Raw genomic sequence first — 17,316 nt, 5'->3', positions numbered from 1 at the left:
TAGGCTCGCGGCATGGACTCTCCGCTGCGGCTCGAGGTGATGGTGGCCAGTACGCGCCCGGGACGGTTCGCGCCGGTGGTCGCGGAGTGGTTCCTGCGCACGGCGCGCGCCGACGACCGGTTCGAGGTGGGCGTCATCGACCTCCTCGATACCCCGCTGCCGGTGGACCTCGGCGACACCGCGGAGGCCGAGGCGTATCGCGAAAGGGTCGCCGCCGCCGATGCTTTCGTGGCGGTGACCTCGGAATACAACCACGGCTACCCGGCCTCGCTGAAGACCGCGCTGGATATCGCCAAGCGCGAATGGCGGGCCAAGCCCATCGGTTTCGTGAGCTACGGCGGGCTCTCCGGCGGCCTGCGCGCGGTGGAGCAGCTGCGGCAGGTGGTCGCCGAGATCCACATGGTGTCGATCCGCGAGACCGTCAGCTTCCACGAGGCCAAGCGGAAATTCGACGCCGACGGCAATACCGCGGACGGCGCGGCCATCGATGCCGCCGACCGGATGCTGCGCCAATTGGCTTGGTGGGGGCGCACTTTGCGCGCCGCCCGCGCCGCCGACCCGTATCCGGGCTGAACCGCCTACTGCGCCAGTGCCCCCGCCCCGCGCGGCTGCCCGATGTAGGTGGCCTCGCGGGGAATCGACACCAGCGTCAATTCCACCTGGGTCTTCCCGGTGCGCAGGATGATTCGATTCCCGGTGGCCCCCGGCTGCTGAATCGACAGATCGGGCCGCGCTACCGGCCAGCCCAGCGGATCGCCCGCGAGATACACGGTGGTGACCCCGGCGTGCGGCGCGGCGGCCAGCACCCCGTCCACCACCACCGCGGTGAATTCGGCATCGGGCTGATGGGTTTCGGTGGCGAGGGTCAGCCGCTCCGGATTGCCGATGGTGGTGACCAGCTGATTCCACGCCTGCGGCCGATCGGTCCGGATCAGCACCCGTTCGCCGACCGCCAGCGCCCGGAACACCAGCTGCTGCGCCAGATACAGCTCCCCGGCCAGGTACACGCTCGAAATACCCTGTCCGACAACCCGGACCGCCACACCGTTGCCCTGATCGTCGGAGCCCAGCAACTGCCCGCACCCAGCCGACGGCAACTGCACGTCCGCGATATCGGCGAGCTCCCGTTCGGCGGTCGGCACGGTGTCGTCGAGCCCGGGCACGGCCAGCGGCAGATGCGCCAGCAGCCCTTCGCGATGCCGCCCGTTCATCGAGATCATGTGCTGCTGCAACGGTTCTTCCGGCAGCTCCCGCGCGGTGAGCCGCCAGGCCGCACCCACCCGCACGGTCCCGGCATCCCGGCCCGGCCGCAACCGCACCGCCACGGTGGTGCCCCGTGACTGCGGCACCCACAGCCCCGCCAGGGTTTCGGAGTCCAAGCGCGCGGGATCGAGTGCGGCCCCGAGGTTCACGCTGTTCCCGAGCTCCACGTAGCGCCAATGCTGTTGCAACTGACCGGGATCCACACCCGCCGTGACCTGCAAAGCGGCAGCCTTGATCTCGTGCGCGGTGAGAATGCGTGCCGGACAACCGGAATCCTCCAGCATCCGCACGATGCGCCGGGTGGCGATGGTGACCGCCCGGCAGGCCCCGTCCGTGCCCCCGCCCCGCCGTGCCGCCGCCTCGGGCGACAACAGTGGATCGAACGCGATCGCCAGCCATACCGTGCGGTGCGCGGTCGCGGGCAACGGCCCGAGCAGCGATTCGTAGATGGCCCCCGCCGGCGTCCCCGACCGGCTGCGATGCCCGTGCGACACGATATCGATCCCCGCCAGCGCGATGTCGTGCTGGCGCAGGCTCGCGGCCAGTTCGGTGAGCGGCAGCAGATGCGAGGCGGCCACGGTGGAGCGCCCGAGCCGGGTCAGCCCGCCCTTGGGCGGCAGCACCTCGACCGCCGCCACCACCCGGCTGCCATCGCGATAGAGCCCGAGGGTGCGCCCGTCGCTCGCGCGGTAATCCACCAGGTCGGCGGCGGCGTGCTCGCGATGGCCGCGGAAGCGCCGCCGGGTGCCGATCCATTCGGAAACTGGTCGTTTGCCTAACGGCATGAGAAGAAGCAGACCGACCACTATGCCGACCGCCAGCGCACCCCAGAACGGCAGTCCGCACGCTAGCGCCACGAGCAGGAAAACCGCACCCGCAAGCTGCGCCACCAGCAGGCTGCGCAGCCTCCCCGATGCGCTCATCGTCCTCCCCGCGCGGCTCGATCGGCCCGGTTCCGGTGGCCGAGTGTGAATGGCGATCGCAGCGAACTGTACTGTGTTCGGCGAACGTCATGACTGGTCGGGGGTGATTTCGATGCCTTCAAATCCAACTACGCGCTGGCAGGTCAGCGGCTATCGCTTCCTGGTCCGCCGGATGGAGCACGCCCTGGTCCGCCGGGATGTGCGCATGCTGCACGACCCCATGCGCTCGCAGACCCGCGCCTTCACCGTCGGGCTCATCCTGGCACTGGTCGCCCTCGCTGGTTGCGGTGTGTTAGCTCTGCTGCGTCCGCAGGACAAGATGGGGTCGAGCAAGATCCTCATCGGCAAGGACAGCGGCGCGGTCTACGTGGTCATCGACAATGTGGTGCATCCGGCGCTGAACCTGGCCTCGGCCCGGCTGGCGGCGGGGGAGGCGGCCAAACCGGCCACCGTCAAGGAATCCGAATTGGCGAAGAAGCCGCGCGGACAGCTCATCGGCATCCCGGGTGCACCGGCTTCGCTCAATTACGACACCTCCGATCGCGCTTGGACGGTCTGTGATGTGCTGGCCAATGACGGCAGCCGCAGTCTGGCCACGTCGGTGCTGGTCGGTAAGCCGGTGCTGGGGGACAAGGCCACACCGCTCGCGGACGGCAAGGCGCTGCTGGTGCAGGGACGCGACGCCGCCTATCTGATCTACGACAATCAGCGCGCCCGGATCGATATGAACGATCGCGCCGTGGTGGACGCGCTCGATATTCGCGGGCGGACACCCCGCCCGATCAGCGAGGGGCTGCTCAACGCCATCCCCGAGGTGCTGCCGCTGGTGCCGCCGCCCATCGCGGATGCCGGTGCGGCGCCGGGGTATTCGCTCGGCGACCATCGCGTCGGGGACGTGGTGCGGGTGCGGACCGACAATCGCTACTACGCGGTCCTGGCCGATGGGCTGCAACCGGTTTCGCAGCTGACCGCCGACATCATCCGCAACACCTACCGCTCCGCGGCCGCCGATGACCAGATAGCGCAGGCGGATCGGACCGCCGCGCCGGTGTCCAATGCCCTGCACGTATCGAACTATCCGGATCGGATTCCGGAGCTGGTGGACGGTAAGGATCAGCCGGTGGATTGCCTGTCCTGGCAGCCCGTGAGCGCGGCCGATCAGACCGACGGCAGCAAGCACGCCGACCTGACCGTGCTGACCGGCCACGCCGTCCCGATCCCCGATCGCGCCCGGCTGGTGCCCCTGGCCCAGGCCGACGGCAACGGCCCGAACGTCGACGCCTTCTACACCAAACCCGGTGCGGGCGAATACGTTCAGGCCACCGGCATCGAACCCGACAGCCAGCGCCGCGACAGCCTGTTCTTCGTCTCCGATTTCGGGGTGCGCTACGGCATCAAGGACCTCGAAGCGGCCAAGGCGCTCGGCATGGATCCGGCCGAGGTGACGCCCGAACCCGCGCCGTGGCCGATCATCGGCCTGCTCGCGCCCGGACCGACCTTGAGCCGGGAAGCCGCCATGGTGGCCCACGACGGCGTGGCCCCGGACCCGAATCCCGCGCCGCAACCGGTCAAGGGCCAGAACCAGAACTGATCAATCGTCGTGCACGCCGAAACGGCGGCGCAGCGGGAACGAGGCCAGAAAGCCCAGTAACAGCAGCAATCCCACGATGCCGGTGCCGATCAGGGCCACATTGCGCGCGGTGTGATCCGGCGGCGGAGGCGGGCTGGGAATGGCGAGCTGTTCGTCGACGGCCGCGTGGGGTTGCTTGGGCGGCAATTGTTTCGGCACCTGTGCGGTCAGTGCGGCGACGGGATCGACCGCCCCATAACCGATATACGGATTCCAGCCTTCGCCCGGTGCGTGCGCGGTGGCCTCGATGCGCTGGATGACATCGTGCGCGTTCATTTCCGGGAATCGGGAACGGATCAACGCCGCCACCCCGGAAACGTACGGTGCGGCGAAACTCGTTCCGCTGTACGGCATTATCTGACCCTGATTGGTGACTTTGGCGGTGGTCAGTCCGGGGCCCCGCGGATCGAGCGAAACAATGTTCTCGCCCGGCGCGGCCACACCCATCCACGGCCCGGGCACCGTGAATTTCGAGGATTGGCCCAGGGCGTCGACGGCGCCGACCGAGAGCACGTATTCGTCCCACCAGGACGGCACCACATACGAGGTGATGTGATTCCACAGATCCTCATTGGGCCGTACCGGATTCAGTCCCGGATTGCTCGCCTTGCAGGTGTCGGTATTACCGGCCGAGGTGACGATTACCGCGTCCTTCTCCACCGCCGCGTAACGCACCGCCGCACCGAGCATGCCCATTTCCGGGCTGTCCGGCTCCCGGGTGGGGCAGGCGACCAGCGAGATATTGATGACCCGGGCGCCCGCATCGGCGGCCCGGCGAACGGCGGAGGCCAGCGCGGAGATCTTGCCGTAGCCGTCGGGCATATCGTCGGGGCCTTTGTCGCGGCCCGCGCCCTCGGCCTGATACAGCGCGCTGGTCTGGCGAATGGTCATGATGCGGGCCTCGGGCGCGACGCCGGCGAAACCCTGGCCCTCCTGCTGGGTGGCGGCGATGAGGCCGGCCACCAGGGTGCCGTGCGCATCGCAATCCTCGGTGCCGTCACCGGAATTCGCGACGTAGTCGCCGCCGGGGATCAGGCCGGGCAGCCGCGGGTGCGGGGCGACGCCGGTATCGATGACCGCCACCAATTGGCCCGCGCCCTTGGAGAATTGCCAGGCGTGTTCCAGGTCCAGGGAACGCTGCGCGATCGGGATGGTCGGTCCCGCGCCCCCGGATTGCGTACTGATGCACGGGGAATTGGCCGGATGCTCGGTCTTGCCGGGAGGTGCCGCGGGTCCGCCCGGTGGCAGCAGGCCGGGATCGACGGCGGGCGGGCGATCGGCGGCGGCGAGGCCGGGGTGCGCACCCAGCGACACGCCCGCGGCCAGTGCAGCGGTGGCCGCGACCGTGCGGAAAGCCTTGGCGCCCAAGGTGATCGGCATCGGAACTACAGTCCGCGCACGAGCGAATAGAGCTCGGTCACCCAGAACACCAGCGGCACGACGGCGGCCACGAAGGCGTATTCGAGCAATTCCAGAGCCCGGCGCACGGGCGGGGTGGCCTGCTGGCGTGGCACCAGAATGCCGAGCACCAGCGCCGCCACCAGCAGCAGGATGGCGATCCCGAAGATGGCCAGGGGCTGTCGCAGCGTGAACGCGCCGAACCCCATGAGCACCAGCAGGATTGCCGCACCGCCCGCCAGCAGCACCACCGCCTGCTCGGCTCCGGCGTAGGTGCGGCTGCGGAACATGAGCACCGCCGCGCACACCACCGCCAGTGCCAGGCCCGGCCAGTACGGGCGATCCGCGATCGGCTCCACCGCGGCCACCGCGCCGGTCGCCACGACCAGGGTGGTGGCGGCGACCAACCCGGCCAGATACTTGCGCGCCCGTTCGGATTTGGCGCGCAGCGCCTCCAGGCTCGGCAGCGCGCGATGATCGTCGGGATCGTCCTCGGTGGGATCGATGGGCGTCCCCGGCGCGGGCACCGGCGGCAACGGCAGTTTGGCCAGCAGCATGGAAATCCGTGGGGCGAGCGACAATCCGGCCAGTCCGAGCCCCGCCGCACCCGCGCCGATGGCCTTGACCGGCAGCTCGGCCAGTAGTCCGATCAAGGCGGCGGGCACGGCGTACACGCACACCGTGGTCACGCCGATGAACAACCCGAGCCCGACCCCGCTGACCCGCCAGGTCAGCACGGCGATCGCGCCCAGCAGCACCGATCCGAGCAGCAGGTTCGCCCAGCCATAGTGATCGGGCACGAACAGCATGCCCGCGCTGAAGGCGGCGGGCAGCGCGCAGCCGCCGACCACCAGCGCGCTGGCGGTATCGGCGTACATGCGGCTGAGCAGCATGGACGCGATGACCAGCAGCACCGCGACGAACAGCGCGACCGTTCCGGTCACCCAGCCCGGGAGCGCGTCCGGCGCGGCCAGCAGCCCGAGACACCCCCCCAGCATGGTCAGCACGGCCAGCACCGACCCGGTGAGGCGTGCGGTGCGGGGCGTCCAGCCGCGGAAATGCTCCGCGTCGGCAACCGCGACGTTGTACATGATGTCGTCGAACAATGGTGTGGGAGCGGTGTGTTCGGCGCTTTCCAGCATGAGCAGCTCGCCGTCGCGCACATCCTGCTCGGTGAGGGTGAGCGACCCGGTCAGCGGCGGCTGCCCGATGCGGGCCAGCACCCATTCGTGCGGTTCGAACTGCTCGCCGTCGTGGTCGAAGTCGTTGACCCGGCTGTGCTGGGCGACCATATCGACCACGCTGGGGATGACCAGGGCCACCGGGACGTCGCCGGGAATGGCCATATCGACCTGGGTGTGCTTGGCCAGAATGGTGACCCGCGCGAGGTCCGGCGCCCGGACGGTGCCGCGGGTCTCGTCGAGCTGCTCTGTTCGCGCGTCCGTCACGCTGCCCCCAACTCCGGGTGTGAACTCGTTTCCGCGCCCGCGCCCGCGGGGAATGCGGTCGCGGCGCTGGGCTGTGCAGAAATGTTGCCCGCACTTTACGGCATGTCGGTGCAGGTCCGTACACTGAGGCCCGACTCGGTCGGCAATGGGGGACTGTGAAGCAGTGAGCAACCAATGAGCACCGTACGGTTTCAACGACGCCCGCGCCGGGAGATGCCGCGCTCGCCCGGCGGCGAGGTGACCCTGCAGCCGCCGCCGGAGATTCCGCGCGCGGTCCCCGCCAATCTCTTCGGCAAGCTCATGCCGTTGGTGATGGTGGTCGGCATGCTCGGCATGGTCGTGCTCATGTTCACCTCGGGCAGTGGTATCGCGTCCAATCCGATGAGCCTGATGTTCCCGATGATGATGGTGTTCTCCATGGTCGGCATGTATGCCGGGCAGAGCGGCAAGGGGCAGAAGGCGGCCGAGGCCGACGAGGATCGCAAGGACTATCTGCGCTATCTCGACCAGGTGCGCCGCGATGTGCGCGATACCGCCGAGCAACAGCGGGCGGCGGTGGAATGGAGTCATCCGGAGCCGGGGCTGATCTGGATGCTGGCCGGCACCACCCGGATGTGGGAGCGGCGGCCGGGGGACAAGGACTTCTGTCACGCGCGGATCGGACTGGGTAGCCAACGTTTGGCTACTCGTCTGGTGGCACCCGAAACCGGTCCGGTCGAGGAGCTCGAGCCGATAGCTGCGGTGTCGCTGAGGCGGTTCGTGCGCACCCATTCCACGGTGCCGGACCTGCCGACTGCCATTGCCGTGAAGGGGTTCGCCAGCATTCAGCTGACCGGCGACCGGGCGCAGGCCCGGGAGTTGACCCGGGCCATGTTATTGCAGCTGGCTATGTTCCAGGGACCGGATCAGGTGCTGATCGCGGTGGTCTGCGGCGCTGATACCGCGCCCGAATGGGAATGGGCGAAATGGCTGCCGCACACCCAGCATCCGGACTCCGAGGACGGGGTGGGCAGTGAGCGCATGGTCTACGGCTCCATTCGCGAGGCGCATGCCGGGCTGCGGCCGCTGCTGCACAACCGGGTGCGCTACTCGCGCAATCAGCCGCCCGACCCGAACCTGTCGCAGCTGATCATCGTGGTGGACGGCGGCCTGCTCGAAGCCGAGGAAGATCCCTTGCGGGAGAGCGGGTTCGAGGGCGTCACCATTGTCGACCTGTGCGGGTACGCGCCGCGGCTGGCGGCCTCGCGGGGCATCCAGCTGATGGTGGAGAACGGTGAATGCGCCGGACAGGGCGCGAGCGGCGGGATGGAACGGTTCGCCCTCATCGACCGCATCACCGCGCGCGAGGCCGAGCAGGCGGCGCGGCGGCTCGCGCCCTATCGCGCGCCCGCCAAACGCGGGCCGGACGCGAGCGGTGAAGAGGGCGAGGTGATCTCGACCTGGTCGCAGCTGCTGGGACTGGGCGATATCGGCTCCTTCACGCCGGAAACCGCGTGGCAGCCGCGCTACGGCAAGGATCGGCTGCGGGTTCCGTTCGGGGTCGGAGCCGACGGGCTGCCGGTGTACCTGGATATCAAGGAAGCCGCCGAGGGCGGGATGGGCCCGCACGGGCTGTGCATCGGCGCGACCGGTTCCGGCAAGTCGGAATTTCTGCGCACCCTGGTGCTTTCGCTGATCGCCACGCACTCGCCCGATCAGCTCAATTTCGTGCTGGTGGACTTCAAGGGCGGCGCGACCTTCCTGGGGCTGGACGGGGTCGAGCACATCGCGGCCATCATCACCAACCTGGAGGAAGAGGCCGACCTGGTCTCGCGCATGCACGACGCGCTCGAGGGCGAAATGAACCGGCGGCAGGAATTGCTGCGCGCGGCGGGCAATTTCGCCAATGTGGGCGAGTACGAGAAGGCGCGCGCGGCGGGGGCCGATCTGGATCCGCTGCCGGCGCTGTTCGTGGTGCTCGACGAGTTCTCCGAACTGCTGGCGCAGCATCCGGATTTCGCGGATCTGTTCACCATGATCGGGCGGCTGGGGCGGTCGCTGCACGTGCATCTGCTGCTCGCCTCGCAGCGGCTCGAGGAGGGGCGGCTCAAGGGGCTGGAAAGCCATCTGTCGTATCGGATCGGCTTGAAGACATTCTCCGCCAATGAATCCCGGCAGGTGCTCGGGGTGCCCGACGCCTACAATCTGCCCAATAATCCCGGTGGCGGTTACCTCAAGTCCAACTCCGGTGAAATCGTGCGATTCCAATCGGCGTATGTGTCGGGGCCCTACCTCGGTGGGGCTTCCACGCGCGATGTGACGCGGTCAGGTGCTCCGGACGCTGAAATGGATACGGCGGCGCGGCTTTTCACCGCCACCCACGTGGACTTCCGGGCCGGTGACTACCTGCCGTTGCCGGTCGCGCCCGAGGCGGCGGCGCCGCAGCCCGAGGCCGAACAGGTCTCGAATCTGCAGATGCTGGTGTCGCGGGTGCGCGGTCACGGCCGGCCCGCGCACGAGATCTGGCTGCCGCCGCTGGGTGCGCCGTCCACGCTGGACGAGCTGGTGCCGCGTTCGGTGCTGACCGGGGACGTGCACCCGATCGCCACCCTGCGTGCGCCCATCGGCATCGTGGACCGGCCCTTCGACCAGCGCCGGGACCCGATGGTGGTGGACCTGTCCGGGTCCCGCGGTCATGTGGCGGTGGTCGGCGGTCCGCAGTCCGGCAAGTCCACGGCGCTGCGGTCGCTGGTCATGTCGATGGCGTTGACGCACACCGCCGAACAGGTGCAGTTCTATCTGCTGGACTTCGGCGGCGGCACCCTGGTCGGGCTGGAAGGGCTGCCGCAGGTGGGTGCGGTCGCCGGCCGGCTGGAAGCGGACAAGGTGCGGCGCACCATCGCCGAGATGGTGACCGTGGTGCGGCAGCGCGAGGCGCGGTTCCGGCAGCTGGGCATCGAATCCATGGCGGAGTTCCGGCGCATACGGGCCATGAGCCCGGCGTCCGGCGCGGCCGCGGCGGGCGTGCACGAGGATCCGTTCGGCGACGTGTTCCTGGTGATCGACGGGTACGGAGTGTTCCGGCAGGAGTTCGACGCACTGGAACAGACCGTCATGAACCTTGCGGTGCAGGGACTTTCGTACGGTGTGCACGTGGTGATCTCGCTGGCGCGCTGGCCGGAAGCGCGGCCGGCGCTCAAGGATCAGATCGGCACCCGTATCGAACTTCGCCTCGGCGATCCCATGGATTCGGATCTGGGCCGCAAGTTCGCGACCCTGGTGCCGATGGGGCGGCCCGGGCGCGGTATGACGCCCGACGGGCTGCACATGCTGACGGCGCTGCCGCGCGTGGACTCCGACCCGGACCCGCAGACGCTGGGAACCGGAGTGGCGCAGGCGGTTTCGGCCATCGCCACCGCGACGCCGGGCCGTCCTGCGCCCCGGGTGCGCATGCTGCCCGAACGCTTGCCGCGCGCGGATCTGCTCGCGCTGGCGGGGGATTGGCCCGCGCACGAGGACGCCGCGGTCAAGACCATGCGAATCCCGTTCGGCATCAACGAATCCGAACTGGCGCCGGTGTTCCTGGACTTCAATGCCAGCCCGCACCTGGTGATCATCGGCGATTCGGAGAGCGGGAAGACGACGCTGCTGCGGTCCATCGTGCAGTCCGTCTGCGCGGCGAACACGCCCGACCAGGCGCGCATCATCATGGGTGACTACCGGCGCACCATGCTCGGCACCGTGCCGCAGGGTTATCTGGCCGGATACGGTTCCACCGCACCGCAATTCACCCGGAACATGGCGGATCTCGCGGCCTACGTCGGCAAGCGCATGCCCGGACCGGACGTGACGCCGCAGCAGCTCAAGGACCGGTCCTGGTGGAGCGGCCCGGAACTGTACGTGATCGTGGACGACTACGACCTGGTGGCGACCGCGAGCGGAAATCCGTTGCACGCCATGGTCGACCACCTCGCCCACGCCCGCGACCTCGGCTTCCACCTGATCATCGCCCGCCGCTCCGGCGGTGCGGGCCGCGCCATGTACGAGGCCACCCTCAACCAGCTCAAGGAACTCAACTCGGCCGCGCTCGTCATGAGCTGCAGCCGCGATGAAGGCATCCTCTTCGGCAACACCCGCCCCTCCCTCATGCCTCCCGGCCGCGGCACCTATGTCACCCGCGCCGGTGAGGACCTGGTGCAACTCGGCTGGCTGCCCCCGGCCTGAGTGGCACGCCCACCGCGCCTGACCGGCGCGTGCAAAGTGCCACACCCCCTCGTCATCCCAGCATGCTCTGGCCGGGATCTCACCTACTCGAAGTGAGATTCCGGCCAGAGCACGCCGGAATGACGGAAAAGGGTCGCGGCACGCGAACGGAGTCGGATACGCGAACGCCCCGGCGCTTTCGGTGCCGGGGCGTTCGCATGTCTGTTTGCTCAGAAGAGTCCCGCGAGCGCGGTGTCCTTCATCTGGAGTTCGGCGTTGCCGGTGCGCACCAGCGTCGCCGCGCCGCCCAGGGTGGCGTTGAGCTGACCCACGTGCCCGTTCCACATGCGCTGGAGGTCGGCGAACGCTTCGTTGGCGTCACCCTTCCAGTTGGTGGTGACGAACTCTTCCACGCTGCGGTGGAAGGCTTCGAGCTGGTCGCGAATGTGCTCCGCGCGCTTGATGATCGAGTTCGCGCCGTCCTCGACGCCGGCGAACTGGGCCGAGATGATCTGACCGCCTGCAGCCATGATGACTTCCTTTGCCAAAGTATTCGAGAGGAGAGGGAGACGAGCCGTCAGACCGCGGGCAGGTCGAGGCTGGACATCTGCGCGTTGACCTGAGCGCTGTAGTCGCGGTCGTGATCCTCGTAGCTGGAGCCGGCCTTGATCAGGTTCTCCGACGTCTGCATGAGCTTGTCGTTGAGCTTGTCGGCCTGGAAGTAGTAGCGCTCCATGAAGGCGTTGAACGCCTTACGGGCCTCGCCTTCCCACTTGGAACCGACGGTCATATTGTCCTCATCGCGCTTCAGGTCGCGAATCATGATCATGAGCGTCTCGTGGGTCTTCTTGAACTCCTGGGCCTTGGCCTGGATGAGCTCATTACTGGCTTCGAATGCACCGGCCACGGTGCCTCCTTTCGAATACGCGGGCGGACGACCTCTTCTGTACTGATTGGACGTGGGTCATAGCCCTGCGGTTCCACCCCGGGTGTAGCAATTTGCCAGCACCCTATCCGAGGACCGCCGTCCGTGACCAGTGCTTACGCCTATACGGTGAGGTCAGGCACGCGAGATCGATCTCACACCGCGCTTCGACGGCGGCTACCAGGTGCTGTTCGCCAGCAATGCGTACTGGGCGGCAGCTTTCTGGTGAACATCCGCGAGCTGATCGGCCTCCACCGTCGCGGTGAAGCGCTGATAGTTCAGCGCGCACCGGAACCGCTTGCCCGACCCGCTCTTGCCCGCGGCACTCTCCCCGCATTCCGCGCCCGGCACCCCGGCCGGCGCCTCCGCCGCCCCCGGGAAGGCCCGTTCCAGCAGCGGCTTGCGCAGCTTCCCGGCGGTCTCGGCATCGCGGGTGCGGTACACCAGCGAGACGCCGCTGTAGGACGCGCCGGAGACGGCGACCCGATCCACGCCGTGCTCACGCAGCACTCGGCTCGTGTAGTCCTGATCGGAGATCCGGTGCTGATATCCGCGCACCCCGACGGTCATCTGCGAGGTGATGTCCGGGGTGCCGATGCCGTCGGCGTTGAGGGTGCGGCGCAGCAGGCCGTCCGGATCGGCGGGCAGCCGCAGCACCCCTTCTCGATCGAGCGGCGGGAGCGCGTCCAGGAGGGGGAGCTGCGCGCTGTAGATCTGCTCGGCCAGCGCGGTCAGCTTGCCGATTTCCGCCTCTCCGGCGCCCGCGTAAAGCTCCACGACATAGTTGCCACGCGCGATCGAAGCGCCGATGCTGGCCACGCCCGGTCGCCAATGCGCATGTGCCTCAGGGTATTTTGACAGCGAGACGCGCTCGTTGCGGTCAGCGGCGACATTGAAGTCGACCTCGTCCAGCTCCGCGGCCGCCTGCTTGGCGGCTGCCGCGTCCGGGAACTGCATGACCGTCAGCGTGGTGAACGCGCTGCCCTCCGGCGACTTGCCGGTCTTCTTGTCGGCTTCCTTCTCGCTGTGGCCGACCGCGATGCCGAACATCAGGCCATTGCGGTCCAGTACCGGTGCGGCGACATCGGCCAGCGTTTTGGTGGCCTTATCGGAATCCAGGAAAGGAATGGATCCGGTGCCGTACTTGAACTTCGGATCGATCTCCGGACCGGTCACCACCTGATCCGCCAGCCGGGCCAGCGCCAGATTGAAGCCGCCGGTCATATCGTAGTGGTAGGTGTAGCGCTCCTCCAGCGGTCCGGTGGCGTACTTGCCGACATTCAGGGTGCGGACATCGATCTCGCCGGGGCGAGCCGAGCCGTCGACCTGAGTAGCGCAGGCGGACAGGGAGATTGCGGCCAGCATCAGCGCCGCGCCGCGAAAACGTCGTGAAAGCATGGGATTTCCTCGACTCTGCGATCAGCCGGCGTTGACCAGCGTGGCGTACTGGGCCGAAATGCGCTGCTGGGCATCGAGCAGCTGGTTCGCCGACACCTCCGCGGCATAACGACCGTGCTGAACGAAGCAGTAGTAGCTGATGGCCAACTTCGACGCGATGTACTGGCGGCACTTGGCATTCGGGAGATTGGCCGGCGATTCGACGGCCTTGAACAGCCGGCTGGTCTGGGCGTGCTCGGCCACGATCCGGGCGGCTCCGGCGGCGTCACGGGCGCGGTACACGGTGCCGCCCCGATAGCCGAGCCGATCCACACCCGTCTCGGTGAACAGCTTGATCTCGTCCTCGCCCTGCTTGATGTGCAGCGCGGCGTGCGGGCCGTACACCCCGGGAACACCGGGTTGGGAACTGTCGGCGGTGACGGTGGGCAGCGCGCGGCCCAGCATCTTGTCCGGATCCACCGCCAGCTCCATCAGTTTGTCCTGCGGCGTGGCCGGGAATTTGGCGATGGCGGGCGGGATCACGTCCAGGCTGCGTTCCACCCGGCTCAGCAATTTCGGCAGATCGCGCTGCTTGATGGCCGACATGACGGAGTCGTACACGTAGGTGAAGACCACGAATTTGCCGGTGGCATACCAGGATCGGACCGGTCCGCCGACGCCGCTGATGCCGCTCTCGATATGCACCACCGCGTCCGGATACTTGTCGATCTTCAGCGCCTCATTGGTGGTGCTCTCGAAATCCAGCTTGCCCAGCGCCTGCGCCGCGGCGGACGCGGACTGCTCGTCGGTGAACAGCATGACCAGATTCTCGAGCTCGTAGGACAGGCTGATCTCGGAGTTGGACTTACCGGTACTGACGAATCCGGAGACGAAGCCCGGCGCGGCGGCGTTCATGGCGGCGCCATCGGCCTTGGTGCGGCTCTTGACCGCCCCGGACGTGAAGTCCTCGAAGGCGCGCACCACCGTACTCATCGCCTGCGCGCGATATTTCACCTCGGGGATCACTTCCGAAGGCAGCGGTACGTATTCGGCCAGCCGCCAGGCTTCCACCAGCTGCGCCATTTCGATGGCGGTGGGTTTGTCGTAGACCTTGGGCTGGGTCGGCAGATTGCCGACATCGAGCTTGGCCAGATCGATCACCGGTTCCGCTGGTTCCGCGGATTCCGCCGACGATCCGGACCCGCAGGCGGTGGTCCAGGCGACCGCCGCGGCCAGACCCGCGGACAATAGGACACGTCCGAGTTTGCGCATTTACCCTCCCCGAAGCAAAGACGCGGGTAACCCTACTTGATCACCTTGCGCAGCGCTGGAACCAGTTTGCTGATCAGCACCTGCTCCGATTCCGGCGACCAGGTGCGCATGGCGGCGACGGCGGCCGCGTCGTCGAGCGGAATCACGATGGCGCGCGCGGATGTGATGGCGCTGGGCAGGCCGAGCAGCCCGCCGTTGCCGGCCTTCTCGTCACTGCGGACGGCCACGATGTAGGAGTCGTCGGCGACCTTCAGCGCGGAGTAGCCCTCGACGGGCCGGGGCGAGGGCTCGTCGCCGTTGCGCTTGTACTCCAGGTTGTAGACGAAGCCGAGGTCCTCCAGGAATTTGGCCTGTTCGGTGCCGTCCAGATAGATGGAGTACTTGTTGTTCAGCGTCGACTGCGCCACATCGACCAGCGTGATGGTCTTGCCCGCGAACCCCGGATTCTCGCTGCGCGCCTTGGGCAGTGGCGCGAGCGAGGAGGTCGGCACGCCCGTGCTCGTGGTCGGTTCCCCGCGCGTCACCGTGACGTCGGCCTGCACCCCCGGTTTGTCGTTGCCGGTCGAGACGGCGACCCCGATCCCGGTGGCCAGCGCCACCACCGCCAGCGCGGCCACTCCGGCGTAGATCCCCTTGCGGCTCTTGCGCGGCGGCTGGATCTGCCCGGGACCCGAGGGCGCGGTGTGGTTCTGGGTCGGATCGCCGGCATTCCCGTAGAAGCCGGGCGGCGCGATGTGGATCGGATAGGTGGGAGAAGTATTGGTGGACTGCGGATTCCAGCCCGGCGTCAGCGCATTGGCCAGGGCGTCGGTGAATTCCCGGCAGCTGTTGTAGCGCTGCGCCGGCTCCTTTGCCATGGCGACCGCGATCACTTGATCCAGCGCCGCCGGCAGCTGCGGGTTCAGGGCGGTCGGGCGCGGCGGCGGCTCGTGCAGGTGCCCCATCATGACCAGCGCGGGTTGCGTTGCCGGATAAGGGTTCTGGCCGGTGAGCAGTTTGAAGAACGAGCACGCCAGGCTGTAGATATCGGCGCGATGGTCCAGCGGCAGCCCGGACAACTGCTCCGGCGGCGCGTAGGCGATGGTCGCCACGAAACTGCCGGTCTGGGTGAGTTCGGTGGCGTCCTCGGTGGACTTGGCGACGCCGAAGTCGGCCAGCAGCGCGCGCTCGTCCTCGGCGTCGGCGGTGGCGAGCAGGAAGTTGGCGGGCTTCACGTCCCGATGCAGCAGGCCCTTGCGATGCGCGTAGTCCAGCCCGCGCCCGATCTCGGCGATGATGCGCAGCGCGCGCAACGGAGTCATGGCCGCCGGATCGCGCTTCTGCTCGGCGGAGGCGTCGGTGCCCTCCACGTATTGCATGGCGATCCAGAGCTGCCCGTTCTCCTCGCCGCGATTGTGCACCGAGACGATATTCGGATGATCCAGTCCGGCAACCAGATTGGCCTCGCGCTGGAACCGGCCCCGGAACTCGTCGTTGCGGGACATCTCCGTGGACAGCACCTTGAGGGCGTCCATGCGCGGCAGGCTCGGATGCTTGGCCAGGTAGACGGTGCCCATGCCGCCCGCGCCGAGGACCCGCTCGATGCGATATCCGCCGACGATGGTGCCGGGACTCATCACCATGTCAGGACTCCTGGATCGCTCGCGGTCGTGCAGTGCCCCCGGAGCTTACTGGAGGCGTTGTTCAGAAGCTGTTCGCCAGCAGGGCGTATTCGGCGGCCACCTGCTGGCGGACGTCGGATTCGTTATCGCTGGACACCACGCCGAGGTAGCGCTTGTAGTAGACGTAGCAGCGGTTCTTGTATTCGGTTTCGGTATCGCCCTTGCTGTTCAAGCGCACGCACTTGGCATTGGGCAGATCCTTGGGCGCTTCGATGGCGTCATAGTGGTCGCCCTCGTCGGCGATCAGCGCGTCGAACATGATCCGCGCCCCGGCCTCGTCGCGGGTCCGCACCAGTGCCGAGGTTCGATTGGTGGCGAGGGCGTCCGCGCCGCTGTCGGTGACGGCCTGCTGGATCTTCTGCTGATTCAGGGCCCCGTGCACCAGTTTGGTGCCGCCGTACACCGCGAACAGCTGCGCGTCCGGGGTGCCGCCCTCGGACCGGTCCTCGGTGACCAGCCGGGCCAGCAGATTGTCCGGATCCACCTGGAGGCTGGACAGTTTGGATTCCGGGGTGGGCTGGAACTTGTCCAGCACCGGCACCTCGGCGTCCAGGGTCTTGCGCACCCACTCCAGCAGATCCTTCTCGTCCGCCTTGGGGCGCTCGATGAACAGCGAGATGACGAACTGCTTGTAGGCCAGGAAGGTGCCGACGGTGGCCACGCCGGGCCGCCAGTGGATCTGCGCGTCGGGGTACTGGCTCAGCGAGAGTTTGCGATTCAGGTCCGCGGCCACATTGAAGTCGGCGTCCTCGAGTTCGCGCGCGGCCGTCTTGGCCGTCTTCTCGTCGGCGAACCGCAGCACCATATTGGTCACCGAGGTGGTGCCGGCGTCGGTCTTCTTGCCCGGTTTGGTCTGATCGGAACCGGCGTGCATGTACCCGGCGATCAGATTGTTGCGCTCCAGCACCGCCTGCGACGGCCCGGCCAGCCCCATATCGGTGGCGTCCTTGGCATCGACGGTGGCCCGGCCGCCACGGCCGTAGATCAACGAGGGATCGACCTTGACCGAGGGCACCACCGCGTCCGCCATCCGGAAGCCTTCCAGCAGTGCGCCATTGCCCTTGGCGGACTGGCCGTAGCTGAAACGGTCCACGGCGTACTTGCCGACCTCCAGCTTGCGCACGTCCAGTTCGCCCGCGACCGGCGTCCCGGAGACATTGCACGCGGCCAATAGCAGTGCGGTCGCGACCGCGGCGGCGGCGAACAGCGAAGTGCGTGCGGTGCGAACCATGGCAGG

At 68.0% G+C, this 17,316-nt stretch carries 12 protein-coding genes; 3 read left to right on the top strand and 9 right to left on the bottom strand.

The features are described 5' to 3' along the window. The first annotated feature begins 12 nt into the window (after positions 1-12). Positions 13-573, top strand: coding sequence for an NADPH-dependent FMN reductase (locus tag LTV02_RS26650; RefSeq protein ID WP_233034592.1), 561 nt, complete (start codon positions 13-15; stop codon positions 571-573). A gap of 5 nt (positions 574-578) precedes the next feature. On the opposite strand, the gene eccE is transcribed toward LTV02_RS26650, so the two are convergent. Then, the gene (eccE, locus tag LTV02_RS26645) at positions 579-2,186 is read right to left on the bottom strand and encodes a type VII secretion protein EccE (protein WP_233034591.1); all 1,608 of its coding nucleotides are present in this window, start codon (positions 2,184-2,186) and stop codon (positions 579-581) included. Positions 2,187-2,298: 112 nt separating this feature from the next. Between eccE and eccB the strand changes: the two genes are divergently transcribed. Then, entirely contained in the window at positions 2,299-3,777 is a 1,479-nt protein-coding gene (gene eccB / locus LTV02_RS26640) for a type VII secretion protein EccB (RefSeq protein WP_233034590.1), read from the top strand. On the opposite strand, the gene mycP is transcribed toward eccB, so the two are convergent. Together mycP and eccD are read right to left on the bottom strand one after the other, a co-directional pair. Further along, positions 3,778-5,196 carry a type VII secretion-associated serine protease mycosin gene (gene mycP, locus LTV02_RS26635; protein WP_233034589.1) on the bottom strand — a complete coding sequence of 473 codons (1,419 nt, stop codon included), beginning with the start codon at positions 5,194-5,196 and terminating at the stop codon, positions 3,778-3,780. A gap of 5 nt (positions 5,197-5,201) precedes the next feature. Beyond that, positions 5,202-6,662: a type VII secretion integral membrane protein EccD gene (eccD, locus tag LTV02_RS26630; protein WP_233034587.1), complete on the bottom strand. Its 1,461-nt coding sequence runs from the start codon at positions 6,660-6,662 to the stop codon at positions 5,202-5,204. Positions 6,663-6,836: 174 nt separating this feature from the next. Here eccD and eccCa point away from each other — a divergent pair, with 174 nt between their 5' ends. Continuing rightward, positions 6,837-10,865 carry a type VII secretion protein EccCa gene (eccCa, locus tag LTV02_RS26625; protein WP_233034585.1) on the top strand — a complete coding sequence of 1,343 codons (4,029 nt, stop codon included), beginning with the start codon at positions 6,837-6,839 and terminating at the stop codon, positions 10,863-10,865. A 209-nt stretch (positions 10,866-11,074) separates the two neighbouring features. Here eccCa and LTV02_RS26620 read toward each other — a convergent pair whose 3' ends face one another. The 6 genes from LTV02_RS26620 to LTV02_RS26595 form a co-directional block, all read right to left on the bottom strand. Further along, positions 11,075-11,374 (bottom strand): WXG100 family type VII secretion target, encoded by a 300-nt coding sequence (locus LTV02_RS26620; RefSeq protein WP_067711757.1) that lies wholly within the window; start codon positions 11,372-11,374, stop codon positions 11,075-11,077. 47 nt (positions 11,375-11,421) lie between these two features. Further along, positions 11,422-11,751 carry a WXG100 family type VII secretion target gene (locus LTV02_RS26615; RefSeq protein ID WP_067711754.1) on the bottom strand — a complete coding sequence of 110 codons (330 nt, stop codon included), beginning with the start codon at positions 11,749-11,751 and terminating at the stop codon, positions 11,422-11,424. A 195-nt stretch (positions 11,752-11,946) separates the two neighbouring features. After that, a complete protein-coding gene (locus LTV02_RS26610; RefSeq protein WP_233034583.1) occupies positions 11,947-13,167 on the bottom strand; it encodes a DUF7373 family lipoprotein in 1,221 nt (406 codons plus the stop codon). 21 nt (positions 13,168-13,188) lie between these two features. Continuing rightward, positions 13,189-14,418, bottom strand: a complete 1,230-nt coding sequence (locus LTV02_RS26605) for a DUF7373 family lipoprotein (protein WP_233034581.1) — start codon at positions 14,416-14,418, stop codon at positions 13,189-13,191. 32 nt (positions 14,419-14,450) lie between these two features. After that, positions 14,451-16,040, bottom strand: a complete 1,590-nt coding sequence (locus LTV02_RS26600) for a serine/threonine-protein kinase (protein ID WP_233034579.1) — start codon at positions 16,038-16,040, stop codon at positions 14,451-14,453. Between the two features lie 61 nt (positions 16,041-16,101). Further along, positions 16,102-17,310: a DUF7373 family lipoprotein gene (locus tag LTV02_RS26595; RefSeq protein WP_233034577.1), complete on the bottom strand. Its 1,209-nt coding sequence runs from the start codon at positions 17,308-17,310 to the stop codon at positions 16,102-16,104. Positions 17,311-17,316 lie beyond the last annotated feature (6 nt).

Source organism: Nocardia yamanashiensis (assembly GCF_021183565.1).
GTDB lineage: Bacteria > Actinomycetota > Actinomycetes > Mycobacteriales > Mycobacteriaceae > Nocardia > Nocardia yamanashiensis.
The sequence above is the reverse complement of the archived record's forward strand: the minus strand, read 5'-3'. Positions and strand labels throughout refer to the sequence as shown.

Excerpts from the sequence above, each read along its gene's own strand:
- LTV02_RS26595 (WP_233034577.1), bottom strand. The coding sequence starts at position 17,310 with ATGGTTCGCACCGCACGCACTTCGCTGTTCGCCGCCGCCGCGGTCGCG.
- LTV02_RS26610 (WP_233034583.1), bottom strand. The coding sequence starts at position 13,167 with ATGCTTTCACGACGTTTTCGCGGCGCGGCGCTGATGCTGGCCGCAATC.
- LTV02_RS26620 (WP_067711757.1), bottom strand. The coding sequence starts at position 11,374 with ATGGCTGCAGGCGGTCAGATCATCTCGGCCCAGTTCGCCGGCGTCGAG.
- eccB (WP_233034590.1), top strand. The coding sequence starts at position 2,299 with ATGCCTTCAAATCCAACTACGCGCTGGCAGGTCAGCGGCTATCGCTTC.
- LTV02_RS26650 (WP_233034592.1), top strand. The coding sequence starts at position 13 with ATGGACTCTCCGCTGCGGCTCGAGGTGATGGTGGCCAGTACGCGCCCG.
- eccCa (WP_233034585.1), top strand. The coding sequence starts at position 6,837 with ATGAGCACCGTACGGTTTCAACGACGCCCGCGCCGGGAGATGCCGCGC.
- LTV02_RS26605 (WP_233034581.1), bottom strand. The coding sequence starts at position 14,418 with ATGCGCAAACTCGGACGTGTCCTATTGTCCGCGGGTCTGGCCGCGGCG.
- mycP (WP_233034589.1), bottom strand. The coding sequence starts at position 5,196 with ATGCCGATCACCTTGGGCGCCAAGGCTTTCCGCACGGTCGCGGCCACC.
- eccE (WP_233034591.1), bottom strand. The coding sequence starts at position 2,186 with ATGAGCGCATCGGGGAGGCTGCGCAGCCTGCTGGTGGCGCAGCTTGCG.
- LTV02_RS26600 (WP_233034579.1), bottom strand. The coding sequence starts at position 16,040 with ATGGTGATGAGTCCCGGCACCATCGTCGGCGGATATCGCATCGAGCGG.